The following is a 23,960-nucleotide window of genomic DNA, read 5'->3' on the forward strand; positions in this document are numbered from 1 at the left end:
AGCGACCGGCCCGTCAGGCCAGCAGGCGCGGGGAGAGGGCTCCGCAGGGGACCATGTCCACCTCGGGGCCCGCTTCGCGGAGGTCGGTGAGGACCAGTTCGTCGTAGAGAAGCAGGCCCGCGTGTTCCGGCCAGGCGACGGCCCACAGCCACAGGCCGCGCGCCTCGCCCGCGAAGGCCGCCCGGCCCTCGGGGACGCCCGCCACGTGCCACAGCGGCGTCAGGCGGCCGCCGACCAGGACCTTGGCGTGCGGCGCCTTGTCCATGCACAGGTGCGGGCCCGGGTCGGGGCCGTCGAGCCCGGCGTACCGCGCGCCCAGGCCGACGCCCAGTTCCTCGGCGACCAGCAGGAGCTCGCCCACGCCGCCCAGCGGGCCGGGGCCCGAGCAGGCGACGGCGGTGGCGCGGCCGCCGCTGCGGTCGTCACCCGCGTACGCCACGCCCGTGTACAGCCAGCCGACGGGCAGCGGCCACGGCATCCACACGGGGACCTTCGCCCGGTTCACCGCGACGTGCAGCGCCTCCAGGCTCGGCGGCACCACGGGCTGCAACGGGAACACCGGGCCGTGCGTCCCGCACTGCCAGCGATCGGAGAAGAGACCAGGCGCCCGGACCCGGCCTCCGCACTTCGGGCAACTGGGTTCGCCCCTCATAGCGTTCAACGGTCCTCCGCCACCGCCGCCGCGTCAAGGACGATCACCCGTCCGGTGTGCCGCCACCCTCCCCGGCACCCCGGCCCCCGGATGGCTCAGTCGAGACGGACCGACGCCCGCAGCGGGTCCCGCAGGTCGGTCCCGGCGGCCAGCCAGCGCTCCTCCAGCGCCTGCGCCCCGTGCACCCGCTTCCACGCGGCCTCGTTCGGTGTCATCGGCAGCAGCGGCAGGAACCGCACCGGGTCCATCCCGCCGTCCAGCTCCAGGTCCTCCACCAGCCCGCCGGGCTCCCCGACCAGTACGGAGGTGAACGGCGCGCCCGGCCACAGCGGCTCGCCCACGTCCAGCGACGCGCCCGGCGCCACGACGACCCCCTCGACCTGCGGCGAGGCGGCCAGCACGGCGAGCGGGCGGAGCACCTTGTCCGTGTCGGCGAGCCCGGCCCGCACGGTGAGGAACAGCTCCGCGCGCGGCCCGCGCACCGGGTCGGCGACCAGGTCCGTCGGGTCGGTCATGGGCCGCGCCGCCATGCCGAGCGTGGCGTACCGGACGACCGGGCGGCTCTCGCCGTTCTCGGCGCCGGTGAAGCGCAGCACCTCGATCCGGTCCGTACCGAGGAAGGTGACGGAAGCCCGCGCGTCCGGTTCGCCGAGCGCCGAGCGGAGCCGCGCCTCGACGAGCGCGAGAACTTTTTCCATGCGGCGAGCATAAAGCGCGTATCCAACGGGCAAGGAAAGGGATTGACCCTCAGTCGGCTGATAGGGTGGGCCGCTGGTCGGGACAGTACGCGGTGGAGTCTTTCTCCGCCCGCCGGTGAGAGCCGGTGATGTGCTTTCCGGTCCCGACGTCACGTCATCCCCCACGGGGGACCGGCCGGAGGAGGTGGGGCTGCGGTGGATCGAAGTCGATCGTGCAGTACCAGCCGCTCTTCCGCGCCGCGCGGGCAGCTCCCGCCGCGCACCCATCGCGCACGCCGCGCCTCCCGTACGGCTTCCCGTCCGGGCGTCTGAGGCGTTCGTAGCCCGTATTCCGCACGCCGGGCACCGCGCACGACGGAAGAGCACGTCGTCCTTGCCTCCCTGTAGCGAACCGCGAACCGCGAACACCGTCCCGCGATCCGCGGTGCCGCCCGCTTTGCGGACGTACGCAACGCCACGTCCCCATTCCGGGCTGTGCCACGCCTCGCCGACGGCTTCTTGCGTGAAGGAGCCCGCCATGTCGATGATCCGTGACCTGCGCGCCGTCGTACGCCCGTCGCTGCGCAAGCGCAGCGCCTCGCCGTACCAGCCGTACAACGCCTACGACCCGACCCGCGACCCGTCCGCGTCCACCGCCGTGGTGGACTGCGCCGTGTACCGGGACGGGCTGCGGATGGAGAGCGGCGGCTGCCTGACCCCGCGCGAGGCGATGCGGCGCGTCCGGGAGGGCGGCGGCTTCGCGTGGATCGGGCTGCACGAGCCGACGGAGGCCGAATTCGCCGGTATCGCCGCCGAGTTCGGGCTGCACCCGCTGGCCGTGGAGGACGCGGTCCACGCCCACCAGCGGCCGAAGCTGGAGCGGTACGACGACACGCTGTTCACGGTCTTCAAGACGATCCACTACGTGGAGCACGCCGAGCTGACGGCGACGAGCGAGGTCGTGGAGACCGGTGAGCTGATGTGCTTCACCGGCCGGGACTTCGTCATCACCGTCCGGCACGGCGGGCAGGGCTCCCTGCGCAACCTGCGGCATCGGCTGGAGGCCGACCCGGAGCTGCTGGCGAAGGGCCCCTCGGCGGTCCTGCACGCCATCGCCGACCACGTCGTGGACGGGTACATCGCGGTCGCGGACGCCGTGGAGATCGACATCGACCAGATCGAGATCGACGTCTTCTCGCCCCCGGCGAAGGGCGGCACGCGCGGTACGGACACCGGCCGCATCTACCAGCTGAAGCGCGAGGTGCTGGAGTTCAAGCGGGCCGTGACCCCGCTGGCGCGGCCGCTCCAGCTGCTGAGCGAGCGGCCGATGCGGCTGGTCGACCCGGACATCCAGAAGTACTTCCGGGACGTCGCCGACCACCTGGCCCGGGTCCAGGAGCAGGTCGTGGGCTTCGACGAGCTGCTGAACTCGATCCTCCAGGCCAACCTGGCGCAGGCCACGGTCACGCAGAACGAGGACATGCGCAAGATCACCTCCTGGGCGGCGATCATCGCCGTGCCGACGGCGGTGTGCGGGGTGTACGGGATGAACTTCGAGCACATGCCGGAGCTCCAGTGGAAGTACGGCTACCCGATGGTGCTGACCGCGATCATCGGCACCTGCTTCATGATCCACCGCACCCTGAAGCGCAACGGCTGGCTGTAGGCCCCGGGGGCCTGGCTAAGCTGCGGGCATGACTGACGACGCGCTGTTCGCCCTCGCCCTGGTCGAGGAGGCCACCAAGAAGTCCGGCCTGATCTGGGTGCGGGGCGACGGGCCGGCGCGGGCGCTGTGGCACGTCTGGCACGAGGGCGCCGCGCACATCGTCGGCGACGGGCCCGGCGAGCAGCCGCTGCCGTCCGGCCTGGCCGACGGGGCGGCGGCCGAGGTCACCGTGCGCAGCAAGGACAAGGGCGGCCGGGTCGTCGCCTGGACGGCGGCGGTCACCGAGCTGGCGCCCGGCTCCGAGGAGTGGCGGGCGGCGGCCGACGAGCTGAAGGGCAAGCGGCTGAACGCGCCCGACGCGGAGACGATGACGGAGCGGTGGGCCCGGGAGTGCCGGGTGCTGCGGCTGACGCCCCGCGAGCCGGTCACGGACTTGCCGCAGGGGTCCCTGGCGGCGGTGCCGCTGCCCACCCCGGCGACCACCCGGCAGCCGGTCCCTGCGGCGCTCCCCCGGCTGCTGCTGAAGCGCAGGAAGCGCCGCTGACCGTTCAGTCGTTGGTACGGGGCAGCTGGCGGCCGTAGTCGAGGATGTCCTCCTTCTCCGGCTCCACCAGCGGGAAGTCCTTGTTCCAGTCGGACAGGGCCACCACGCCCCCGCCGCCGCCCCGGGCGAACTGGAGCGGGAAAGGTGTGCCCTCCAGGGCCACGTCGAGGGTGCCGCCCTCGCCGTGCTGCCCGCCCACGACCTCGATGGTGCGCACCCCGCCGACCTTGTCCCGGTCGCCCTTGCGCACCTCGCCGTGCAGTTCGAGGAGCCCCTTCAGCAGCACGTTCATCTCGGTGAAGCCGCGCAGCTGCTTGTACGAGGGGTCGTCCTGCGGGACCTTCACGTACTTGCCGTCCAGCTTCTCCGCCACGTCGATGTCCGGCTCGGACGGCTTCGACGACTCGGGCGACCCGGAGGACTCGGAGGTCCCGGAGGACTCGGACGACCCGGAGGACCCGCCCGGCTTGGCGGAGCCCTCCGCGTGCCTCCAGAACGCGGCGCCCGCCTTCAGGAACAGGGCGTCGCCGACGCGCAGCAGCTCGAACGTGGACTTGCGGGTGGTGACCGAGCCGGTCGCGCCCTGCGCCTTGAGCCGCATGTTCAGCCGGTACGTGCCGGACTTGCTGACCAGGTTGCCGGTGAGCCGTACGGACACGGCGCCGTCGGCGGCGGCGCGGGCCTTCTTCTCGATCTCGTTCGCGGGGAGTCTGCCGACCCCGTTGGTGCCCTCGTCCGGATCCTCCGCGCAGGCGGACAGTGCCGCGGCGAGACCGACGCAGAGGGCGACGGGGAGCGCGACGCGTCGGATACGCCGAACCGGGGGGAGAGCGGTCACCAGCGCTGCCTCTCGTATTTCACGTGGGGGACGGCACCGCAGCGTACCGGGGCCACGTCGCGCGCTCCGAACGGAGCCGGACGGACGCCCTGCCCGGGCGACCCGAAGCAGATCAAGCTAGCCTGAATCACCGGACTGCGGGCATAAGCGGCATGTCGGTTGACGGTTTGCGCGGATGGGAGGAGGCGCGGGGCAATGGCTGGAGGCGCCGCCCGGATCTTCGTCTCGCACCTCGCCGGGGCGCCGGTCTTCGACCCGAGCGGCGACCAGGTGGGCCGGGTGCGGGACCTCGTCGCCATGCTGCGCGTGGGGCGCAGGCCGCCGCGCGTGCTGGGCCTGGTCGTGGAGGTGATCGGCCGCCGCCGGATCTTCCTGCCGATGACCCGGGTGACCGGCATCGAGTCCGGCCAGGTCATCACCACGGGGGTGCTGAACGTACGCCGTTTCGAACAGCGCCCCACCGAGCGCCTGGTCCTCGGCGAGCTCCTCGACCGGCGGGTCACGCTCGTCGAGGGCGGTGACGAGGTGACCGTCCTCGACGTGGCGATGCGCCAGCTGCCGGCCCGCCGCGACTGGGAGATCGACCGGGTCTTCGTACGCCGCGGCGGGGGCGGGGCGCTGCGCCGCAGGGGCGAGACGCTGACCGTCGAGTGGTCGGCGGTCACCGGCTTCTCGCTGGAGGAGGTCGGGCAGGGCGCGGAGAACCTGGTCGCCACGTTCGACCAGATGCGCCCGGCCGACCTGGCGAACGCGCTGCACCATCTGACGCCCAAGCGCCGCGCCGAGGTCGCCGTGGCGCTCCACGACGACCGGCTGGCGGACGTGCTGGAGGAGCTGCCGGAGGACGACCAGATCGAGATCCTCGGCAAGCTCAAGGCGGAGCGTGCCGCGGACGTGCTGGAGGCGATGGACCCGGACGACGCCGCCGACCTGCTCTCGGAGCTGCCGGAGGACGAGAAGGAGCGGCTGCTCACTCTGATGCGTCCGGACGACGCGGCGGACATGCGGCGGCTGTTGTCGTACGAGGAGCGGACGGCCGGCGGGCTGATGACGACGGAGCCGATCGTGCTGCGCCCGGACGCCACGGTCGCGGACGCCCTCGCGCGCGTCCGGCAGCAGGACCTCTCTCCCGCGCTGGCGGCTCAGGTGTACGTGTGCCGGCCGCCCGACGAGACGCCGACGGGCAAGTTCCTGGGCACGGTGCACTTCCAGCGGCTGCTGCGCGACCCGCCGTTCACGCTGGTCTCGGCGATCGTGGACACGGACCTGGAGCCGCTGCCCCCGGACACCCCGCTGCGGGCGGTGACCAGCCACCTCGCCGCGTACAACCTGGTCGCGGCCCCGGTGGTGGACGACAGCGGGTCGCTGCTCGGCGCGGTCACCGTGGACGACGTGCTGGACCACCTGCTGCCGGAGGACTGGCGGGAGACCGAGTTCGGACCGGAAGCGGAGCGGGAGGTCGCGCATGGTGCCTGACCGCGGCCCGGAGTGGGGGTACGGACGCGACCGTACGAGCGGGCGGGAGCGGGCCGGGGGGCGGGAGCGGGCCGGCGGGCGTGACCGTACGGCGCCGCGCACCCGGCTCGACCAGCCGCTGGACCAGCCGCGCGTCCGGCGGCCGAGGCTGCTGCCGGAGTACGACCCGGAGGCGTTCGGGCGGCTGTCGGAGCGGATCGCCCGGTTCCTGGGCACGGGCCGGTTCATCGTGTGGATGACGGTGGTCATCATCACATGGCTGATCTGGAACGTCGTCATGCCGGACGCGCTGCGCTTCGACCCGTACCCGTTCATCTTCCTGACCCTGATGCTGTCGCTCCAGGCGTCGTACGCGGCCCCGCTGATCCTCCTCGCGCAGAACCGGCAGGACGACCGGGACCGGGTCAACCTGGAGCAGGACCGGGCGCAGAACGAGCGGTCCATCGCCGACACCGAGTACCTGACACGGGAGGTCGCCGCGCTGCGGATGGGCCTCGGCGAGGTCGCCACCCGCGACTGGATCCGCTCGGAGCTGGAGGACCTGGTGCGCGAGCTGGAGGAGCGCGGCTCGGTGCTGCCGCCCCCCGGAACGCCCGGACGTGACGAAGGCGACCGCTGACGGGCTTTCCGGCGCCCGTGGTGGGCGCCGTACCATCGTCCGTATGACGACGGAAGACGCGGTGCGCGAGGCACTGGCGACGGTGAACGACCCCGAGATCAACCGGCCGATCACAGAACTCGGCATGGTCAAGTCGGTCGAGATCGGGGCGGACGGCGCAGTTGCCGTGACCGTGTACCTGACGGTCTCCGGCTGCCCGATGCGCGAGACGATCACGAAGAACGTGAGCGATGCGGTCGCCCGCGTCGAGGGCGTCACCCGTGTCGACGTGTCGCTGGACGTGATGAGCGACGAGCAGCGCAAGGAACTCGCCGCCGCGCTGCGCGGCACGACCGCCGAGCGCGAGGTGCCGTTCGCGAAGCCCGGCTCGCTGACCCGTGTGTACGCGGTCGCGTCCGGCAAGGGCGGCGTCGGCAAGTCGTCGGTGACGGTGAACCTGGCCGCCGCGATGGCCGCCGACGGGCTGAAGGTCGGTGTCGTGGACGCCGACATCTACGGCCACAGCGTGCCCCGCATGCTGGGCGCCGACGGGCGGCCCACCCAGGTCGAGAACATGATCATGCCGCCGTCCGCGAACGGCGTGAAGGTCATCTCCATCGGCATGTTCACCCCGGGCAACGCACCGGTCGTGTGGCGCGGCCCGATGCTGCACCGCGCCCTCCAGCAGTTCCTCGCGGACGTGTACTGGGGCGACCTGGACGTGCTGCTGCTCGACCTCCCGCCGGGCACGGGCGACATCGCGATCTCCGTGGCACAGCTGGTGCCGAACGCCGAGATCCTCGTCGTCACGACGCCGCAGCAGGCGGCGGCCGAGGTGGCGGAGCGGGCCGGTTCGATCGCGGTGCAGACCCACCAGAAGATCGTCGGCGTCGTGGAGAACATGTCGGGCCTGCCGTGCCCGCACTGCGACGAGATGGTGGACGTGTTCGGCACGGGCGGAGGCCAGAAGGTCGCCGACGGGCTGACCCGGACGACCGGCGCGACGGTCCCGGTCCTCGGCTCCATCCCGATCGACGTGCGCCTGCGGGAGGGCGGCGACGAGGGCAGGCCCGTCGTCCTGACCGACCCGGACTCGCCCGCCGGTGCGGCGCTGCGCGCCATCGCGGGCAAGCTCGGCGGCCGCCAGCGCGGCCTGTCGGGCATGTCCCTGGGCATCACGCCCCGCAACAAGTTCTGAGGCCCGGTACGGCCTACGGCGAAGGGGCGCCGCTCCGTGTGAGCGGCGCCCCTTCTCCGTGCGCCTGCGGGACGCCCGCGGGCGCCGTACGCCTGCGGAATGCCCGCGGGTCAGGCGTAGGACTCGATGTCCGGGACGACGGCGAAGCCGAGCCCGTACGCGCTCATCCCCCGCCCGTACGCGCCCAGGTGGACGCCGCCCGTCGTGCCGGCGAGGACCCAGCCGAACTCGGACTCGCGGTAGTGGAACGGCCTCGGCACGCCGTCCACGGGCAGCGACAGTGTCGTCCAGGCCGGTCCTTCGAGGTCGTCGGCGAGCTCGAACGCGGTCTCCGTCTGCTGGTCCAGCCACTCGCCGCGCAGCGCGTGGTCGAGCTGGGCGGGCCACGTGTACGCGAGCAGCCCCGACCCGGCCAGCCAGGCGGCGGAGGACACGCCCGTGGCGTCCAGGACGCCCGTGCCGTCGCCCGAGCCGCGCATCGGGTGGGCGGCGACGGTGACGACGACGGCGAACGCGCCGCGGTCCTGGCCGGCGACCTCCGGCCGTATCGACGGCTCCTCGCCGTGGCCGGTCGAACCGTGCTGGACGCTGCCGTCCGCCGCGGTGCCGACCTGCATCAGCCAGCGCGGGCCGGTGAACGCCTCGTCCAGCCCGTACCAGGGGAAGGGGGCCCGCAGGTACCCGTCGACGGCGCGACGGGACGGAGGCACCCCCTCGGACGTGGGTGTGGTGCTGGGCGTCGGCTGTACCTGCGCCCCCACCCGACTCGTGGTCTCCATCTGCCCGGCCGCCTCCTCGATCCGTTCGGACAGAGGGAGAGAATAACCACCGGGGCGGGACTCGTCCGGGAAGTCCCGCGCCTTGAGGGCCACCGGATGCTCCGGGTGGCCCATCGCGCTCAGGTGGCGTCCGCGTCGAACGGCGGCCGGTCGTACGAGCCGGACGTGTCGCGCTTCTTCAGGAGGTCGGGCGTGGCGGAGCCCGCCGCGGCGGCCGCGCCGGAGGCGGAGCCCGCGACGGCCGTGCCCGAGACGTTGCCCTTGACGGCGTCGGCGACCTCGTCGATCTCCTTGCGGAGGTCGAAGCTGCTGCGCAGCTCCTGGAGGTCCTTGAGGTCCGGGTTGTCGGCGAGCTGCTTGCGGAGGAACGTCTTCGGATTCAGGTCCTCGAACTCGAAGTCCTTGAACTCCGGGCCCAGCTCGCTGCGGATGTCCTGCTTGGCGCTCTCGGAGAAGTTCCGGACCTTGCGGATGAATCCGCTGACGTCCTGGATGAGCTGCGGCAGCTTGTCGGGACCCCAGATGAGCACGGCGAGGATCACCAGCGCCACCACCTCGAGTGCGCCTATGTCACTGAACACCTTGTTGCTCCTCCTCAGGTCTCCGCTGCACCAAGGTACCCGCTTCCCCGCCGTGGCGGGACTGGCGCCGGGGCGGTCGCGAGACCGCCCCGGCACCCTCAGCCGTTCGGCCGTCAGCCGTCGGCCGACGAGCCGAGTGTGAGCGTCTTCGCCGACTCGGCGGTGCCGCGCCGCACGGTCAGGCGCAGCTCGTCGCCCGGGCGGTGGGCGCGGATCTTCACGATCAGCTCCTCGCCGCTGTGGACGCGCTCGCCGTCGACCTTGGTGATCACGTCGCCGGGGCGGATGCCCGCCTCGGCGGCCGGGCCGCCGGGGGTGACGGACGCGCCGCCGTCCTGCGCCTTGTCCGCGACGCGGGCGCCGTCCCCGGCGAACTTCATGTCGAGGCTCACCCCGATGACGGGGTGCGTGGCCTTCCCCGTGTTGATCAGCTCCTCGGCGACGCGCTTGCCCTGGTTGACGGGGATCGCGAAGCCCAGGCCGATGGAGCCGGACTGGCCGTCGTCGATGCCGGAGCCGCTGTCGGCGGCGCGGATGGCGCTGTTGATGCCGATGACCCGGGCCTGCGCGTCGAGGAGGGGGCCGCCGGAGTTGCCCGGGTTTATGGGGGCGTCGGTCTGGAGCGCGTCGACGTAGCTGATGTCGCTGCCGTCGCCCTTCTCGCCGCCCGCCGTGATGGGGCGGCCCTTGGCGCTGATGATGCCGGACGTGACGGTGTTCTGGAGGTCGAACGGGGCGCCGATGGCGACGACGGGGTCGCCGACGCGGACGCCGTCGGAGTTGCCGAGCGGCAGGGGCTGGAGGTTCCTCACCCCGGTGACGCGGACGACGGCCAGGTCGTAGCCGCTGTCACCGCCGACGAGGGTGGCGCGGGCGGTCTCGCCGCCGCTGAAGGTGACGGTGATGTCGCCGCCGCCTTCGCCGGAGTCGACGACGTGGTGGTTGGTGAGGATGTGGCCGCGCTTGTCGAGGACGAAGCCCGTGCCGGTGCCCTGCGCGCCGCCGCCGCTGACGTGGAGGGTGACGACGCTGGGCAGGGCGCGGGCGGCGATCCCGGCGACGCTGTCCGGCGCGCGGTCCTGGGCGCCCGCGCCGGCCTGGGGCAGCTCGACGGTGGTGAGCCCGCCGTTGCGCTCGACGTACGCGCCGACGGCACCGCCGAGGACGCCGGTGAGCAGCGCGAACAGGAGCGCGCCGACGAGCGCCAGGCCCTTGCGGGATCCGCGGGGCCGCCCGCCGCCCACGCCGCCGGTGCCTCCGGGACCGCCGTGGCCGGTGCCGCCGCCGGTGAGCGGCTGCTGGGCGTGCGCCGGGGCCGCGGGCCGGTTCCACGGGTCGTACTGCCCCCACTGCACGGGCACCTGGGGCTGCGCGGGGGCGGCGGGCGCGGTGGGGTGGCCGTGCGGGACGGCGGGCGCGGGGGTGCCGTAGGCGGGCGTCCGGCCGAGCACGGGGCGCTGTACGGGCGGGGCGGGCGCCCAGGGGCCGGGCTCCCCGTAGGGCGGCGTGCGGTACTCGTCGGGCGCGTGCAGCGGCCCGCCGGTCCTGGCGCCCCGCGCGTCGGCACCGGTCACCCCGTGGCCGCCCGCGGCCGGGGGCTCCGGTACGGGTCCGGCCCCGCTCGGCGCCCCGGCCGGCGCCTCGGGCGAAGCGGGCGCGGTCCCCGCGACGGCGTCGACTGCGGGGGCGGTCGGTGCGGCGGGCCGGCTCGGGGCCACGGACCCGGCGGGCGCTTCCGTCGCGGTGGGCGTTTCCGCCCTGGTGGGCGCGGCTTCCGTCGGGGTGGGCGCGGGCGGCTGTGGCGCGGGGTCCGGCGTCCGGGTGTCGGTCGCCTGAGCGGTACCGCCCTTGGTCAGGGACAGCCCCGGACCGGACTCCCCGTCCTCGGACCGGGCCGCAGCCGTGGCGGCCACCGGGTCCGGCGCGTCGGCGGGCACCGGCCCGGCCGTGCACGCGCCGACGGCCTCGGTGGACGGCTTCGTCAGGGACGGTGCCGCGACCTCGGGGGCCGCCGTCGGGGCGGGCGGGTGCTGCGGGGCCCCGGCGGGGGACGGAACGGCGGCCGCCCCGGGCGGGGTGGGGCGGCTCCACCAGTTTCGCTTGGGCTGCGTGGGCTTCCCGTCGTCCATGTTCTCCCCGCTACTGGCCACTCAGCGCCCCTCCGGCGCCCCTGACCACGGATTCAACCAGGTGGGCCAGGGCGCCGTTCAGGGTATCGGGGGTGCCTTGTGCGACGGGTGCGCCGACCGCAGGGGTACCGGGGCGCCTATCAGCGGCAGGGTGTTCGCGCCGATCAGCGGCGTGGCCGCGTGGAGGAACGGCGGGGCCGCCGGGTGGTGCGCCCGCGCCTGGACGCCGCCGGGCGCCAGGATGCCGGGCCGGTCCGCGATCCGTCCCGTGGTCGCCCCCGCGCCGACGCCCGTGGCGGAGCGGCGGCGGCTGTTCTCCGTCGTGGCGGGCTGCCCCGCGGACGGCGAACGCAGCGGCGTCACGTTGTTCCCCGAGCCCTCGCCGCGCGCCTCCACGATCGTGCCGGTCGGCACCGCGCCGCTCAGCGCGATGGCCGCGAACGACACGGCGCTGGCCGCGGCGAACGCGAACCTGCGGCCGCGCCACGGGGACCGCTCGGCCTCGCGGCCGACCTCGTGGATGCGGAAGCCCGCACGGTCGGCGGGGGCGTGCTCGTCGGACGGGACGTAGCCGAAGCCTCCTGGCCTCACTCCGAACAGTCCGGGCCCGGAGCCGGGCCGCGCGGCGTCCTGGGCGTGCCCGGGGCCCGCCCCCAGCGCGCCTCCTCCGAGGCGGCGGCCCCCGAACGGCGGGCCGCCGTCCTCCACGGCGCCCGCGGGCAGCCCCTGGAGGCGCGCCAGCAGCCCCGCCGGGGGCGGGGGCGGGGCGGACTCGGCGAAGTAGCTCTTGAGGCGGCGCTGTGCGTCGGCCTCGGCTTTGCAGCGGGCGCAGGTCGCCAGATGGGCGAGGACCCGCTCGCGGGCGTCGTGACCCAGCTCGCCGTCCACCAGCGCGGCGAGCCGGTCCCCCAGGTGCTGTTCCGCCGGGGTCGGATGTGTGCCACTCACGCGGCTCCGCCCTCCGCCCCCACGGCGACGAACGCGCGCTCGGGCTCGGCGACGACGCGCTGCGCCCCGGCCCGCGCCTCGGGCGACCGGTGCTTGAGCGCCTTGCGCAGGTGCGACCGGCCGCGGTGGATACGGCTGCGGACCGTGCCGAGCTTCACACCGAGCGTCGCGGCGATCTCCTCGTACGACAGGCCCTCGATGTCGCAGAGCACGACGGCTGCGCGGAACTCCGGCGCCAGCGTGTCCAGCGCCTGCTGCACGTCCGCGTCGAAGTGGGTGTCGTGGAAGGCCTGCTGGGGCGACGGCTCACGGCTGGGCAGCCGCTCCGCGGCGTCCTCGCCGAGCGCGTCGAACCGGATGCGCTGCTTGCGCCGCACCATGTCCAGGAACAGGTTCGTGGTGATGCGGTGCAGCCAGCCCTCGAATGTGCCCGGCGTGTACGTGGACAGGGAGCGGAAGACGCGGACGAAGACCTCCTGCGTGAGGTCCTCCGCGTCGTGCTGGTTGCCCGTCAGACGGTAGGCGAGGCGGTACACGCGGCCGCTGTGCGTGCTGACGATCTCCTCCCAGGTCGGGGGAGCCCACGCCTGCGATTCCGCATCCGATGCGAAGGTCGCCGTCGTGGCTGCGGTCTCGGTGGCGGCATGGGTGCTGTCAGCGGTGTCGGTCACGGATTTCGGCTCACCCGCCGACCTGAGGAAGCGCCGCAAACGCGCTCCTCTCCGATCCACAGGCGCAGCCGCACCTCCCCTGTCGGCTCTGGTGGTGTCCAGTGGAGCCCCTACCATAGCCACCTCGCCCGTTAGCTCCGGATAAGAATCTTTACGAGAATTTGGGACCGACTTCGGGTCTTGGGTTCCCCGGCCGCCCCCACTCCTTCCCAACGCCTGGTCCCATCTGCGGGTTCCCGACCGCGAGCGGCTACAGTCACCGTTGCCAACTACGGGAACAGGAGAGGGTCATTACCGCCAACCGGCAGACGAGCTGGGCCTTCGCCGACGCCTTCGCCGCCGAGGACGACGCTCTGCACTGGGCCAGGGACCGGGCCCGGGAGGCAGGGGTGCCCTCGGTGTCCCCCGGCACCGGTGCCGCGCTGCGGATGCTCGCCGCCACGGCGGACGCCAAGGCCGTCGCGGAGATCGGCACGGGGACGGGTGTCTCCGGGATCTACCTCCTGCTGGGCATGCGGCCGGACGGGGTGCTGACCACCGTGGACCCGGAGCCGGACCGGCAGCAGTTCGCCAAGCAGGCGTTCCGGGCGGCGGGCTTCGCCGGGAACCGGGCGCGCTTCATCCCCGGCCGGGCGCTGGACGTGCTTCCGAGGCTGGCCGACGGCGGGTACGACGTGGTCTTCTGCGACGGCGACCGCACCGAGTACCTGGCGTACCTCGACGAATCGTTGCGGCTGCTGCGGCCGGGCGGCCTCGTGTGCTTCGAGGGCGTGTTCGCGGACGGCCGCACGGTGGACTCGGGCGTCCAGCCGGTGGAAGTGCTGACGCTGCGCGAGCTGCTGCGCACGGTGCGGGAGAGCGACGCGCTGGTGCCGTCGCTGCTGCCGGTGGGCGACGGGCTGCTCTGCGCCGTACGCCGGGGCTGAACGGGCTCCACGCGCGCGCAGTCGGGCCGAACGCGGCCGCGCGTACGGGGGCACGGGGCCCCGCGCGCGTACCGGACCGAGTGGCCGGGTGAACGAAAGCCCCGGCGCGGTGTGGACACCGGCCGGGGCGATCGGGAAAACGTGGGGCGTAAGCGTCAGCTCGTGACCTTCTTCAGCTCCTCGCCGAGGGCTACGGCCTCGTCCGGGGTCAGCTCGACGACAAGCCGACCGCCGCCTTCGAGCGGAACGCGCATGACGATGCCCCGCCCCTCCTTGGTCACCTCGAGCGGGCCGTCGCCCGTCCGCGGCTTCATGGCCGCCATGCTCGTTCCCCTTCCTGAAACCAGCTCATCGATCAGCCGATTGCCCCATGGGAGGGCACGGACCGGCGTCGAACACATTGCTTCCAGGTCATTATCCCGCATGGCGACACCCGATGACCAACATCGGGCCGCATCGCTTGCGCAACGCGATCACGCAAAACCCCTCATTTCGGCGATCCTCCTGCGATACTTCGCCGTCGCGGCGTCCGGAGCGGGGGGCCGTCGTTTGACGCAGGTCACATGCCGGAGCCCGATGATCTCCGCCATGCTGGGCGGGAACACCACCCGCCGGAGCCGCAAAGGGGACCCTGCCATGGCCGACACCGTGCTGTACGAGGTGAACGACGGACTCGCCACCGTCACCATCAACCGGCCCGACGCGATGAACGCGATGAACACCGAGGCGAAGGTCGCCCTGCGGGACTCGCTCCAGGCCGCGGGCGCCGACCCGGCCGTGCGCGCCGTGCTGCTGACGGCCACGGGCCGGGCGTTCTGCGTGGGCCAGGACCTCAAGGAGCACGTGCTGTCGCTGACCGGCGAGGACGCCATGCGGACCGTGCGGGAGCACTACAACCCGATCGTCCGGGCGATCACCGGCATGCCGAAGCCCGTGGTGGCCGGCGTGAACGGCGTCGCGGCGGGCGCCGGGTTCGGCTTCGCGCTGGCCGCGGACTACCGGGTCGTCGCGGACACGGCGTCGTTCAACACCTCGTTCGCCGGGGTGGCGCTCAGCGCCGACTCGGGCATCTCGTGGACGCTGCCCCGACTGATCGGCGCCAGCCGGGCCGCCGACCTGATGATGTTCCCGCGCTCCCTGTCGGCGAGCGAGGCGTACGACCTCGGCCTGGTGAACCGGCTGGTCCCGGCCGCAGACCTGGCCGCCGAGGCGGAGAAGACCGCCCGCGCCCTGGCGGAGGGCCCGACCGTCGCGTACGCGTCGATCAAGGAGGCCATGGCGTACGGCGCCGGGCACACCCTCGCCGAGACGCTGGAGAAGGAGGACGAGCTCCAGACCCGCGCGGGCGCCTCCGAGGACCACCGGATCGCGGTGGACGCGTTCCTCGCGAAGGAGAAGCCCAAGTACGTCGGCCGCTAGGCCGTCGCCGGGGCGGGGCTCTTCGCGGCCGGATTCGCGGGGGCCGTGGGGGCCTGGTGCGGCGCGCGGGCGACGCAGCCCGCGAGGTGGTCGTTCACCAGGCCGCACGCCTGCATCAGCGCGTACGCCGTGGTCGGGCCGACGAAGCGGATGCCGCGCTGTTTCAGGGCCTTCGCCAGGGCCGTCGACTCGGGGGTGACCGCCGGGACGTCCGCGAGGGTGCGCGGCGCCGGGCGGTTCGCCGGGTCCGGGGCGTGGGACCAGATCAGCCGGTCCAGCTCCCCGGGCTCCCAGCCTTCGAGCACGCGCGCGTTGGCGAGGGTCGCGTCGACCTTGGCGCGGTTGCGGATGATGCCCTCGTCGGCGAGCAGCCGCTCCCGGTCGGCGTCCGTGAACGCGGCGACTGCGGCGATCCGGAAGCCCGCGAAGGCCCGCCGGAAGCCCTCCCTGCGGCGCAGGATCGTGATCCACGACAGGCCGGACTGGAAGGCCTCCAGGCAGAGCCGCTCGAACAGGGCGTCGTCGCCGTGGACGGGGCGGCCCCACTCCTCGTCGTGGTACGGCATGTAGTCGGGCGTCGAGAAGCCCCAGGGACAGCGCGGCGCGCCGTCCGGCCCGGGCGCGGCTCCACCGGTCATCGGTCCCCCTCCTGGTCCCGCACGTCGCGCTCGCCGTGCGTCTCGCGGTCACCGTACGCGTCCCGGCCGCCGCGCGGGGCCGTGTCGCCGTACGCCGCGCCCTCGCCGTACGCCGCGGTGTCACCGGACGCGGGGGCCTCGGACGCGGCAGCCTCGGGCGCCGGGTGCTCGGCGAAGAGGTCCGTGCGGCCGGAGGCCGTGGCCTGCGCACCCGCCAGGGCGGACTCCAGCTCCGCGATCCGGGCGTCCCGCTCGGCCAGCTCGGCGGCCAGCCGGTCCAGTACGTCGTCCACGTCGGTCATCCGGTAGCCGCGCGGCGCCAGCGGCAGCCGCAGCGTCTCGACGTCGGCGCGGGTCACCGGCCGGGTGAGCGGCAGCGGGTCCACCACGTGCTCCGGCGGCGCCTCGGGCAGCACCTCGTTCTCCGCGCCGCCGACCACCGCGAGGGTCACCGCGGCCACCACGACGACCATCGCTACAGCCAAGAACCAGAACACAGTGCGCCTCTCCCGGAGCCGGAAAACATGGAGCGTAGAACGTCCGGTGCCGATCGTGCCATGCGGTCACGGCGGTTAGGGTCGCAGGGACGTTACGCGAGGAGGACTTACGGGATGCTGCGCCTGGGACGACGCGAATTCGACGCGCACGAGCCGGTGGTCATGGCGATCGTGAACAGGACCCCGGACTCCTTCTACGACCAGGGGGCCACGTTCCGCGACGAGCCCGCGCTGGCCCGGGTGGAGCAGGCCGTGGCCGAGGGCGCGGCGATCATCGACATCGGCGGGGTGAAGGCCGGCCCCGGCGAGGAGGTGGACGCCGACGAGGAGGCGCGGCGCACGGTCGGCTTCGTCGCCGAGGTGCGGCGCCGCCACCCCGATGTGGTGATCAGCGTGGACACCTGGCGGCACGAGGTCGGCGAGGCCGTGTGCGAGGCCGGGGCGGACCTGCTGAACGACGCGTGGGGCGGCGTGGACCCGAAGCTCGCGGAGGTCGCCGCGCGGTACGGGGCGGGCCTCGTGTGCACCCACGCGGGCGGCGCCGAGCCGCGCACGCGGCCGCACCGCGTCACGTACGACGACGTGATGGCGGACATCCTGCGCGTCACGGTCGGTCTCGCGGAGCGGGCCGTGGCGCTGGGCGTGCCGCGCGAGTCGGTGCTGATCGACCCGGGGCACGACTTCGGCAAGAACACCCGGCACTCCCTGGAGGCGACGCGGCGGCTCGGGGAGATGGTGGAGACGGGATGGCCGGTGCTGGTGTCCCTGTCGAACAAGGACTTCGTGGGCGAGACGCTGGACCGGCCGGTGAAGGAGCGGGTCGTCGGGACGCTGGCGACGACGGCGGTGTCGGCGTGGCTGGGCGCCCAGGTGTACCGGGTCCACGAGGTCGCCGAGACGCGGCAGGTGCTGGACATGGTGGCGAGCATCGCGGGCCACCGGGAGCCCGCCGTGGCCCGCCGGGGGCTGGCCTGACCGGTCCCGGCCCGCCCAGCCCGATGAGGGCCGGCGCGACCGGTCCGGCCACGCCGGCCCCCTGGCACGTCCCTGCCGTCAGGGCCCGTCCCCCCGGCGCGTGCCCGCCGCGGCGCCCGCACCCGGCGGGCGCCGCGGGTCAGCGGCCCGCTTCCTTGCTGACCAGGGCGACTGCCTCGTCCACGTCGTCCGTGACGTGGAACAGCATCAGGTCCCGCTCGGCGGCCTTGCCCTGAGCGATGACCGTGTCGCGCAGCCAGTCGACCAGGCCCGACCAGTACTCCGTGCCGAACAGGACGATCGGGAAGCGCGTCACCTTGCGGGTCTGCACGAGGGTCAGCGCCTCGAACAGCTCGTCCAGCGTGCCGAGGCCGCCCGGCAGGACCACGAAGCCCTGCGCGTACTTCACGAACATCGTCTTCCGCACGAAGAAGTAGCGGAAGTTGATGCCGATGTCGACGTGCGGGTTGATGCCCTGCTCGAAGGGCAGCTCGATGCCGAGGCCGACGGAGACGCCCTTCGCCTCGCGCGCGCCCTTGTTCGCGGCCTCCATCGCGCCGGGGCCGCCGCCGGTGATGACGGCGAAGCCCGCCTCCACGAGGGCCCGGCCGAGCTTCACCCCGGCCTCGTACTCGGGGGTGCCGGCCGGGGTGCGGGCCGAGCCGAAGACGCTGATCGCGCTGGGCAGTTCGGCGAGCGCGCCGAAGCCCTCCACGAACTCGGACTGGATGCGCATGACCCGCCAGGGGTCCGTGTGGACCCAGTTCGAGTCGCCCGCCGTGTCCAGAAGCCGCTGATCGGTCGTGCCGGGCTGGACCTGCTCCCTGCGGCGGAGCACCGGCCCCAGCCGCTGCTCCGCCAGTGCTCGCAGTCCCTCGGCCTCGGGGTTCCCCATGATCTGCTCCCTCCGCTGAACATCGTTTGCCAGGGTCAGCGTAGGGCGGGAAATGTGACGAGTGGCGAAATTGTGGTCGTCAGGCGGTGAGCCAGTCGTACAGGCGTCGCTCGCAGTGGGTGATCCGCTCGGTCACGACGTGCTCGTCCCGCTTGTGCGCGAAGATCGGGTTGCCCGGCCCGTAGTTGACGGCGGGCACGCCCAGGGCGCTGAAGCGGGAGACGTCGGTCCAGCCGAACTTGGGCTTCGCCGTGCCGCCGACGGCCTCCATGAACGCCGCCGCGGCCGGGTGGGACAGGCCGGGCAGGGCGCCGCCGGAGTGGTCGTCCACGACGAACTCGTCCACGCCGCAGTCGGCGAACACCTCCCGTACGTGCTTCTCGGCCTCCTCCGGGGTGCGGTCGGGGGCGTAGCGGAAGTTCACGACGACGGTGCACTCGTCGGGGATGACGTTGGTGGCGACGCCGCCGGTGATGCCGACGGCGTTGAGGCCCTCGTGGTACTCCAGACCGTCGATGACGGGGCGGCGCGGCTCGTACGAGGCGAGGCGGGCCAGCACGGGGGCGGCGGCGTGAACGGCGTTGGAGCCCATCCAGGAGCGGGCGGAGTGGGCGCGCTCGCCGCGCATGGTCAGGTGGACGCGCAGGGTGCCCTGGCAGCCGCCCTCGACCTCCCCGTCGGACGGCTCCAGCAGGACGGCGAAGTCCCCCGCGAGCCAGTCGGGGTGGGCGGCGGCCACATGTCCGAGCCCGTTGAGGTGCGCGGCGACCTCCTCGTTGTCGTAGAACACGAACGTCAGGTCGCGGTTGGGCTCGGGCACGGTCGCCGCGATGCGGAGCTGGACGGCGACGCCGGACTTCATGTCGGACGTGCCGCAGCCCCACAGGACGCCGTTCTCGTCCAGCCGGGAGGGGACGTTGTCCGCGATCGGCACGGTGTCGATGTGCCCGGCGAGGACGACCCGCTCGGCGCGGCCGAGGTGGGTGCGGGCGACGACGTTGTTGCCGTAGCGGTCGACCGTGAGGTGCGGGAGGGCGCGCAGGGCCTCCTCGATGGCGTCCGCGAGGGGCTTCTCGGTGCCGCTGACGGACGGGAAGTCGACCAGCGCGGCGGTCAGTGCCGGACCGTCCAGCGTCAGGTCCAGAGCGGTGCGGAGGGGCGCTTCGGGCGTGGAGTCGGGCATGTGACGACCCTATCCCGGCCCCTAGTACGGTTGTCCGCGTGTCCGAGTCCGCCGCTCCTGCCTCCCGTCCCCGCCGCGGCCGCCGTGTCCGGGTCGCGGCCTCGTTCGCCGTCCTGCTGACCGTCGCCGGTTATGTGGCGATGCGGTACGAGTCGAGCGGCGGCGGAACCCCGGCCTGCGTGGTCGGCAGCGGAAGCCACACGTACACGCTCTCCCCCGAGCAGGCCGCGAACGCCGCGACGATCTCCGCCGTGGGCACCACGCGCAAGATGCCCGAACGGGCGGTGACGATCGCGCTGGCGACCGCGCTCCAGGAGTCGGCGCTGCGCAACATCGACTACGGCGACCGGGACTCGCTGGGCCTGTTCCAGCAGCGGCCCTCGCAGGGCTGGGGGACGCCGCAGCAGATCATGGACCCGGTGTACTCGGCGGGCATCTTCTACGACCGGCTGGCGGAGGTGCCCGGGTACTCGCGGCTGCCGCTGACGGTGGCCGCGCAGCGGGTGCAGCGCAGCGGTTTCCCGCAGGCGTACGCCAAGCACGAGCCGGACGCGGCGCTGCTGGCGGCGGCGCTGACCGGCCGTTCGGCGGCGTCGCTGACGTGCGCGCCGATCCGCGGGGCGAAGCCCGGCGACCCGGAGCGGGTGCGGGGCGAGCTGGTGCGGGCCTTCGGCGCGGGCGTGCTGGGCGGGGCGCCGACGGGCGCCGGGGCGGAGGACGGGTCCGGAGGCGGGCCCGATGACGGCAAGGGCGGCGGGGAGCCGGGCGGCGGTACGGCGGCCTCCGGCGGTACGGCGTCCGGGCGGCCCGGGGACGGGGGTGACGCCCGTACGGTGGCGCTGCCCGTGCCCCCGCAGGCGGAGTCCTCAGGGCCGGAGGGCGGCGCTGCGGGCGACGGGTCGCGGCGCGGCTGGGAGCTGGCGCAGTGGGCGGTGGCCCAGGCGCAGGCGCTGGGCGTCGCCGAGGTCTCGTACGCGGGCCGGGTGTGGAGCGCCCGCGAGGCCGACGAGGGGTGGCGCGCGGCCGGGCCGGACGCGAAGGCGGACACGACCGAGGTCGTCATACGCGTCGCCGGGTGAAGCGGCGTTCGCGGTAGGCCACACGCGTTTGATGGGCCGCGTGCGCGGAGGACCGGAAGCGACGCCGCATAGTAGTCGTTTCTTGCCGCTGAGTAATCCCGGCGCATGCGCACGGTGTTCGCTCAGTCGTCCGGCGATTCACTCGCCCGAGCCACTTCGCCGCCGCCGCACCCCCGTTCCGCCAGGGGCTTCGGCCGTTCCCGGCCGGGCGCGCGTTTCCCTGGTGGGGACTGCGGAGGGACGATTCTGCGCACCCTCGCGCCGCTCTTTGTTTGCCCGGTTTTGGGCAGTGCGGATCATTCGGCGCATTGCCAACTCTTTACCCGGCGCCACCGCAACCTCCCCCGGCCTCCCAGCGGTTGTCACAGCGTCCGATCGTCGGACAGGCATCACAGCCACACGACACTTCCCCGTCGAAGGAGCATCATGTCCCTCCCCCTGACCCGCCGGATCGCCAGTGCCGCGCTGCTCACCGCAGCGGGAGCGGCCTCCGTGGTCGGTGCGGCCGGCTCCGCGAGCGCCGTGGACCTCCCCCAGACCAGCGACCTCGCCGGGGGCGTCACCGCCCTCGACACCGCGCAGGTCACGGACACGGTCGGCGCCGCATCGGAGAACGCCACGGGCCTCGCGGGCGGTGCGGGCGGCGAGACCGTCGAGAAGGCCGTACCGGTCGCGGGTGACACCCTCGGCCGCGCGGCCGACCAGGCCACGCCGACCGCCAAGAAGGCCGTCGGCGAGGTCGCGCGCGGCGCGGGCCACGCCGTCGGCGACACCGCCAAGAAGGGCCTGCCCGGCGACGGCCTCCTCGGCGGCCTGCCGGTCTCCACGCCGCTCGGCTGACCCCCGCCCCCTCCGGCTGCGGGAAGGGCCCGGGTCGCGTCACGCGACCCGGGCCCTTCCCCTGTTCCGTACGCCCCGCACACCGCGCTTCTGCCCGGTCGTGCCGGGCCGTCAGGCGAGGCGCTTGACCGCCGCGGCGACCCGCTCGTCCGTCGCGGTGAACGCGACCCGTACGAACCGCTCCCCCGCCGTCCCGTAGAAGTCGCCCGGCGCGACCAGGACGCCCAGGTCGGCCAGGTACCCGACCGTGTCCCAGCAGGGCTCGTCGCGGGTGGCCCACAGGTAGAGGCTCGCCTCGCTGTGCTCGATGCGGAAGCCGTGCGCGACCAGCGCCGTCCGCAGCGCGGCCCGCCGCTCCGCGTACCGCTCCCGCTGCTCGCGCACATGGGCGTCGTCGCCCAGCGCGGCGACCGTCGCCGCCTGCACCGGGGCGGGCGTCATCATGCCGCCGTGCTTGCGGATCCGGAGCAGCTCGCCCAGCACGGACGCGTCGCCCGCGACGAACGCGGCCCGGTAACCGGCCAGGTTGGAGCGCTTGGACAGCGAGTGGACGGCGACGATCCCGTCGTACGAGCCGCCGCACACGTCCTCGTGGAGCACGGACACCGGGTCGGCCTCCCAGCCGAGCTCCAGGTAGCACTCGTCGCTGAGGACCAGCACGCCGTGCTCGCGCGCCCAGGCGACGATCCGGGTCAGCTCGTCCTTGCCGGTGACCCGGCCCGTCGGGTTGGACGGGGAGTTCAGCCACAGCAGCCGCAGCCCGGCCGGGTCCAGCTCCGTCGGGTCGTCGTACACGACCGGGGTGGCGCCGACGAGGCGGGCGCCGACCTCGTACGTCGGGTAGGCGAGGCGCGGGTAGGCCACCTTGTCGCCCGGGCCGAGGCCCAGCTGCGTCGGCAGCCAGGCGACCAGCTCCTTGGAGCCGACGACCGGCAGGACGTTCGGGTGGGCGATGCCCCGGGCGCCGAGGCGGCGCTCGCACCAGCCGGTGATCGCGTCCCGCAGGGCGGCCGTGCCCCACACCGTGGGGTAGCCGGGCGAGTCGGCCGCCTCGACCAGGGCCCGGCGGATCAGCTCCGGCACGGGGTCCACGGGGGTGCCGACCGACAGGTCGACGATCCCGTCCGGGTGGGCCGCGGCCGTCTTCTTGTACGGCTCCAGCTTGTCCCACGGGAAGACGGGAAGGCGGGAGGAGACTGCGGACACGATGCTCACTTTCTCGTGGGTGCGGCGCCTCGCGGACGGCCCGCCGCGGGCACGAACGCCGCGGTCCCGCACGGCGGGAGAGCCGTGCGGGACCGACGACGAGAGGTCAAGCGATCAGCCGTTCTGCGGCGGCAGGGCGGCGATGAAGGGGTGGTCGCGCTCGATCAGGCCGAGCTTGGAGGCACCACCGGGCGAGCCGAGCTCGTCGAAGAACTCGACGTTCGCCTTGTAGTAGTCCTTCCACTCCTCCGGGGTGTCGTCCTCGTAGAAGATCGCCTCGACCGGGCAGACCGGTTCACAGGCCCCGCAGTCGACGCATTCGTCCGGGTGGATGTACAAGGACCGCTGGCCCTCGTAGATGCAGTCGACGGGGCACTCCTCGATGCACGCCTTGTCCTTCACGTCGACACAAGGCTGCGCGATGACGTAGGTCACGCTGTCGTTCCTCCTTGGTAGGGCTGGCTCTGCGCGGGAGCGCGGCGTCGTCGATGCCCGCACCTAGTATCTCCGTTCTTGGAGACGAACCGAACAGGAGGGGCGGACAGAGCTGTGGAGTTCACTGCGGGCGGACGCCTTGAAGTCCAGATCACACCCTCTGACGTGGGCAAACGGGTGTCTGTCCGCCGCCTGGGCGAGCCGGGCTCCCAGACGGAGACATTCACGGACACCGTCGGGGTTCTCACATCGTGGACAGAAGGTGTGCTGCTGATCACACGAAGGACCGGCGAGAGTGTCCGGATCGCGGAGTCGTCGCTGGTCGCGGGCAAGGTCGTCCCGGCCGCCCCGGCCCGCAGGCGCGGCCCCGCGGCGGGCTTCGAGGAGCTGGCCCGGGTCCAGGCGCGGGCCTGGCAGCCGGTGGAGAGCGAACCACTCGGACAGTGGACGCTGCGCGCCGCGCACGGGTTCACCCGCCGGGCCAACTCCGTCCTGCCGCTCGGCGACCCGGGCATGCCCCTCGACGACGCCCTCGCGCGCGTGCGCGACTGGTACGGGGAGCGCGGCCTGCCCCCGTACGTGCAGGCCGCGACCGGCGCGGAGGGCACCCAGGAGGCGCTGTGCGCGGCGCTCCAGGAGCGCGGCTGGCGGCGCGAGGTGTCGGCGGAGGTACGGACCGGGGGCCTCGCGCCCGTCGCCGACCTGGCCGCCGACACGGCCCGGGTGACGCTGTCCCGCACCCCGGACGCGGCGTGGCTGCGCCGGTACCAGCGCGTGGGCGAGCCGGGCCCGCACGTGGTGCGGGTGCTGTCCGCCGGGCCCTCGGTGTGGTTCGCGTCGATGGCGGGCGAGGGCGGGGTGCCGGTGGCGATCGGCCGGTGCGTGGTGGACGCGCGGTGGGCGGGGTTCATGGCGGTGGAGGTGGACCCGGCGCACCGGCGGCGGGGGCTCGCCCGGGCGGTGATGGCCGCGCTGGCCCGCCGCGCGCTGGAGGAGGGCGCGTCGGCGGCGTGGCTCCAGGTGGAGGCGGACAACGACGCGGCCCGCGCCCTGTACGACGGGCTCGGCTTCGCGGTGCACCACCACTACCACCACTTCCGCGTCTCCTGA

The 23,960-nt window shown here is 73.7% G+C and carries 26 protein-coding genes; 11 read left to right on the plus strand and 15 right to left on the minus strand.

Annotated features, from left to right (window positions below; all coding sequences use genetic code 11):
- Positions 1 to 13: 13 nt before the first annotated feature.
- Complete coding sequence (locus J116_RS08660; protein ID WP_023586699.1) at positions 14 to 652, minus strand: DUF6758 family protein; 639 nt, start codon at positions 650 to 652, stop codon at positions 14 to 16.
- Positions 653 to 747: 95 nt separating this feature from the next.
- A complete protein-coding gene (locus J116_RS08665; protein WP_023586700.1) occupies positions 748 to 1,350 on the minus strand; it encodes a suppressor of fused domain protein in 603 nt (200 codons plus the stop codon).
- A 517-nt stretch (positions 1,351 to 1,867) separates the two neighbouring features.
- On the opposite strand from J116_RS08665, the gene J116_RS08670 reads away from it, so the two are divergent.
- Both J116_RS08670 and J116_RS08675 read left to right on the plus strand, forming a co-directional pair.
- Positions 1,868 to 2,995: a magnesium and cobalt transport protein CorA gene (locus J116_RS08670; protein WP_023586701.1), complete on the plus strand. Its 1,128-nt coding sequence runs from the start codon at positions 1,868 to 1,870 to the stop codon at positions 2,993 to 2,995.
- Between the two features lie 28 nt (positions 2,996 to 3,023).
- Complete coding sequence (locus J116_RS08675; RefSeq protein WP_023586702.1) at positions 3,024 to 3,539, plus strand: hypothetical protein; 516 nt, start codon at positions 3,024 to 3,026, stop codon at positions 3,537 to 3,539.
- Positions 3,540 to 3,543: 4 nt separating this feature from the next.
- On the opposite strand, the gene J116_RS08680 is transcribed toward J116_RS08675, so the two are convergent.
- Entirely contained in the window at positions 3,544 to 4,377 is an 834-nt protein-coding gene (locus J116_RS08680; protein ID WP_023586703.1) for a hypothetical protein, read from the minus strand.
- A 195-nt stretch (positions 4,378 to 4,572) separates the two neighbouring features.
- Between J116_RS08680 and J116_RS08685 the strand changes: the two genes are divergently transcribed.
- The 3 genes from J116_RS08685 to J116_RS08695 are packed head-to-tail and all read left to right on the plus strand — an operon-like array spanning position 4,573 to position 7,649.
- The gene (locus J116_RS08685; protein WP_023586704.1) at positions 4,573 to 5,853 is read left to right on the plus strand and encodes a magnesium transporter MgtE N-terminal domain-containing protein; all 1,281 of its coding nucleotides are present in this window, start codon (positions 4,573 to 4,575) and stop codon (positions 5,851 to 5,853) included.
- Positions 5,843 to 6,472, plus strand: a complete 630-nt coding sequence (locus J116_RS08690; protein ID WP_023586705.1) for a DUF1003 domain-containing protein — start codon at positions 5,843 to 5,845, stop codon at positions 6,470 to 6,472. Before J116_RS08685 ends, J116_RS08690 begins: the two co-directional genes overlap by 11 nt.
- A gap of 43 nt (positions 6,473 to 6,515) precedes the next feature.
- Complete coding sequence (locus J116_RS08695) at positions 6,516 to 7,649, plus strand: Mrp/NBP35 family ATP-binding protein (RefSeq protein WP_023586706.1); 1,134 nt, start codon at positions 6,516 to 6,518, stop codon at positions 7,647 to 7,649.
- A gap of 110 nt (positions 7,650 to 7,759) precedes the next feature.
- On the opposite strand, the gene J116_RS08700 is transcribed toward J116_RS08695, so the two are convergent.
- The 5 genes from J116_RS08700 to sigE form a co-directional block, all read right to left on the minus strand.
- Complete coding sequence (locus tag J116_RS08700; protein ID WP_028963844.1) at positions 7,760 to 8,428, minus strand: hypothetical protein; 669 nt, start codon at positions 8,426 to 8,428, stop codon at positions 7,760 to 7,762.
- Positions 8,429 to 8,547: 119 nt separating this feature from the next.
- Positions 8,548 to 9,009, minus strand: coding sequence for a sec-independent translocase (locus J116_RS08705; protein ID WP_023586708.1), 462 nt, complete (start codon positions 9,007 to 9,009; stop codon positions 8,548 to 8,550).
- A 113-nt stretch (positions 9,010 to 9,122) separates the two neighbouring features.
- Positions 9,123 to 11,138: a S1C family serine protease gene (locus J116_RS08710; RefSeq protein WP_028963845.1), complete on the minus strand. Its 2,016-nt coding sequence runs from the start codon at positions 11,136 to 11,138 to the stop codon at positions 9,123 to 9,125.
- Positions 11,139 to 11,216: 78 nt separating this feature from the next.
- Positions 11,217 to 12,086, minus strand: coding sequence for an anti-sigma factor family protein (locus J116_RS08715; protein WP_023586709.1), 870 nt, complete (start codon positions 12,084 to 12,086; stop codon positions 11,217 to 11,219).
- Positions 12,083 to 12,874 carry an RNA polymerase sigma factor SigE gene (gene sigE / locus J116_RS08720; protein ID WP_201258799.1) on the minus strand — a complete coding sequence of 264 codons (792 nt, stop codon included), beginning with the start codon at positions 12,872 to 12,874 and terminating at the stop codon, positions 12,083 to 12,085. Before sigE ends, J116_RS08715 begins: the two co-directional genes overlap by 4 nt.
- Before the next feature lie 272 nt (positions 12,875 to 13,146).
- Here sigE and J116_RS08725 point away from each other — a divergent pair, with 272 nt between their 5' ends.
- The gene (locus J116_RS08725; protein WP_028963846.1) at positions 13,147 to 13,683 is read left to right on the plus strand and encodes an O-methyltransferase; all 537 of its coding nucleotides are present in this window, start codon (positions 13,147 to 13,149) and stop codon (positions 13,681 to 13,683) included.
- 155 nt (positions 13,684 to 13,838) lie between these two features.
- On the opposite strand, the gene J116_RS08730 is transcribed toward J116_RS08725, so the two are convergent.
- Complete coding sequence (locus tag J116_RS08730; protein ID WP_010474836.1) at positions 13,839 to 14,006, minus strand: DUF3117 domain-containing protein; 168 nt, start codon at positions 14,004 to 14,006, stop codon at positions 13,839 to 13,841.
- Between the two features lie 313 nt (positions 14,007 to 14,319).
- Here J116_RS08730 and chcB point away from each other — a divergent pair, with 313 nt between their 5' ends.
- Positions 14,320 to 15,102 carry a 2-cyclohexenylcarbonyl CoA isomerase gene (gene chcB / locus J116_RS08735; protein WP_028963847.1) on the plus strand — a complete coding sequence of 261 codons (783 nt, stop codon included), beginning with the start codon at positions 14,320 to 14,322 and terminating at the stop codon, positions 15,100 to 15,102.
- Here chcB and J116_RS08740 read toward each other — a convergent pair.
- Both J116_RS08740 and J116_RS28420 read right to left on the minus strand, forming a co-directional pair.
- A complete protein-coding gene (locus J116_RS08740) occupies positions 15,099 to 15,740 on the minus strand; it encodes a DNA-3-methyladenine glycosylase I (protein WP_023586713.1) in 642 nt (213 codons plus the stop codon). The genes chcB and J116_RS08740 overlap by 4 nt on opposite strands.
- A complete protein-coding gene (locus J116_RS28420; RefSeq protein WP_394331478.1) occupies positions 15,737 to 16,225 on the minus strand; it encodes a DivIVA domain-containing protein in 489 nt (162 codons plus the stop codon). Before J116_RS28420 ends, J116_RS08740 begins: the two co-directional genes overlap by 4 nt.
- A gap of 126 nt (positions 16,226 to 16,351) precedes the next feature.
- Here J116_RS28420 and folP point away from each other — a divergent pair, with 126 nt between their 5' ends.
- A complete protein-coding gene (gene folP / locus J116_RS08750; protein ID WP_023586715.1) occupies positions 16,352 to 17,212 on the plus strand; it encodes a dihydropteroate synthase in 861 nt (286 codons plus the stop codon).
- 139 nt (positions 17,213 to 17,351) lie between these two features.
- On the opposite strand, the gene J116_RS08755 is transcribed toward folP, so the two are convergent.
- Together J116_RS08755 and dapE are read right to left on the minus strand one after the other, a co-directional pair.
- Positions 17,352 to 18,107: an LOG family protein gene (locus tag J116_RS08755; RefSeq protein ID WP_023586716.1), complete on the minus strand. Its 756-nt coding sequence runs from the start codon at positions 18,105 to 18,107 to the stop codon at positions 17,352 to 17,354.
- A 79-nt stretch (positions 18,108 to 18,186) separates the two neighbouring features.
- Positions 18,187 to 19,290, minus strand: coding sequence for a succinyl-diaminopimelate desuccinylase (dapE, locus tag J116_RS08760; RefSeq protein WP_023586717.1), 1,104 nt, complete (start codon positions 19,288 to 19,290; stop codon positions 18,187 to 18,189).
- A gap of 38 nt (positions 19,291 to 19,328) precedes the next feature.
- Between dapE and J116_RS08765 the strand changes: the two genes are divergently transcribed.
- The gene (locus J116_RS08765) at positions 19,329 to 20,369 is read left to right on the plus strand and encodes a hypothetical protein (protein ID WP_023586718.1); all 1,041 of its coding nucleotides are present in this window, start codon (positions 19,329 to 19,331) and stop codon (positions 20,367 to 20,369) included.
- 426 nt (positions 20,370 to 20,795) lie between these two features.
- Complete coding sequence (locus tag J116_RS08770; RefSeq protein ID WP_023586719.1) at positions 20,796 to 21,209, plus strand: hypothetical protein; 414 nt, start codon at positions 20,796 to 20,798, stop codon at positions 21,207 to 21,209.
- Between the two features lie 111 nt (positions 21,210 to 21,320).
- On the opposite strand, the gene J116_RS08775 is transcribed toward J116_RS08770, so the two are convergent.
- Both J116_RS08775 and fdxA read right to left on the minus strand, forming a co-directional pair.
- The gene (locus tag J116_RS08775) at positions 21,321 to 22,415 is read right to left on the minus strand and encodes a bifunctional succinyldiaminopimelate transaminase/glutamate-prephenate aminotransferase (protein WP_028963848.1); all 1,095 of its coding nucleotides are present in this window, start codon (positions 22,413 to 22,415) and stop codon (positions 21,321 to 21,323) included.
- A gap of 114 nt (positions 22,416 to 22,529) precedes the next feature.
- On the minus strand, positions 22,530 to 22,850 hold the full coding sequence (gene fdxA / locus J116_RS08780) for a ferredoxin (RefSeq protein ID WP_010474859.1): 321 nt from the start codon (positions 22,848 to 22,850) through the stop codon (positions 22,530 to 22,532).
- Positions 22,851 to 22,964: 114 nt separating this feature from the next.
- Here fdxA and J116_RS08785 point away from each other — a divergent pair, with 114 nt between their 5' ends.
- Positions 22,965 to 23,960, plus strand: a complete 996-nt coding sequence (locus tag J116_RS08785; protein ID WP_023586721.1) for a GNAT family N-acetyltransferase — start codon at positions 22,965 to 22,967, stop codon at positions 23,958 to 23,960.

Origin of the sequence: Streptomyces thermolilacinus SPC6, from assembly GCF_000478605.2 — a bacterium.
Lineage (GTDB): Bacteria > Actinomycetota > Actinomycetes > Streptomycetales > Streptomycetaceae > Streptomyces > Streptomyces thermolilacinus.